Source organism: Peribacillus sp. NPDC060253, from assembly GCF_042727425.1.
GTDB lineage: Bacteria > Bacillota > Bacilli > Bacillales > DSM-1321 > Peribacillus.
Genome location: NZ_JBHXAS010000279.1, coordinates 1 through 1,203, shown reverse-complemented (window position 1 = coordinate 1,203; position 1,203 = coordinate 1). Strand labels below are relative to the sequence as shown.

1 protein-coding gene is annotated in these 1,203 nt (G+C 33.2%); it reads right to left on the bottom strand.

The features are described from left to right. Nucleotides 1–51: 51 nt before the first annotated feature. A complete protein-coding gene (locus ACFWE9_RS26995; RefSeq protein WP_230156636.1) occupies nucleotides 52–885 on the bottom strand; it encodes an alpha/beta fold hydrolase in 834 nt (277 codons plus the stop codon). Nucleotides 886–1,203 lie beyond the last annotated feature (318 nt).

The window sequence follows — 1,203 nt, the reverse complement described above, 5'->3', positions numbered from 1 at the left end:
ATTTTCAGTTAATTTCAAGGTTTTTTTAAAAAAAAAATATCTTCAAAAAAATCAAATTCGTTTTAAGAATGACTTTATCGCTTCATTAATCTCCTCTCTATTTTCAAACACCATTGTATAGTGATTGCACTTTGAAACAATGGTTTCAAGATCCGCAGTATATTTCTTCGTATCTTCATAAGCTTCTTCATAAAATAATGGGGGGAAATCTCCAATTTTGCCACTAGCATAGACTAATAAGGCTTTGCAGTTAATTTGTGTACATACTTCTTTAGGGACAAATGAATAAAAACTATTGAAATCTGCAAGAATACTATATTCAGATGACTTATTCTCCCAGCCACCATTTACTTCATGAACCTCATACTCTACCACACTTTGCAGATGGTCCGTCCATTTAACACCCAACCGATTATAGATTTCCTTAATTTCTGCGACATAACTTTTCTGGGATTCATATTTTTTGCTTAACCTTCCAAGTGATGGTTGTACTATGTCCCTTTGTTGTTGAGTTGAAGTAGCGGCACCATCCAGTATAATTAAGCCTTTTACTTGATTTAATTTACTAGCTACAACCGCTGATATGAAAGCTCCCATTGAATACCCCATTAAAATTGGATTTTCAATGTCTAATTCTTGGATTAACGCAATAATATCTTCTGCATGTTTGAAAAGAGAAGTATGCTCATCTGTTTCTGAACTATTCCCTCTCCCTCTCAAGTCAATGGAAATGACCCGGTACTCTCCTTTTAGCATTTCCGCATAATAATGCATTTGCTTATGATTACCCGTTAAACCATGTATAGCAATGATTGTCCCTTTCGTTCCTGGGTAATCTGCAATTTGGATTCTTCGATTTCCTAGCTCTTTTACATACATTTTCATTGTCACACTCTCCTCATAGTTCCTATCATGGTTTGTTTATTTACTACCTTATGTGCTTGTAAGCAATGTTTTCCAACTAAATGACCAAAATTTCATAGCTTTCATTAATTTATACAAGGATTTTTCTAACTCTTTCTACAGCGTATTTTCACCCCTTTCTTAAATACGCTTACCATTTTAATAAAAAAAGCTACCTTAACTTCACCATCAAGGTAACTTGATCGAGAAATTAAGATAGCCAGTCACTTCATTAATTTTCATTAAAAAAGGGCTTTTTTTAATGATTAATGAATAGGCAAGATATAAATACATGTAATG

Coding starts and splice junctions, on each gene's coding strand:
- ACFWE9_RS26995 (WP_230156636.1), bottom strand. CDS start 885: ATGAAAATGTATGTAAAAGAGCTAGGAAATCGAAGAATCCAAATTGCA.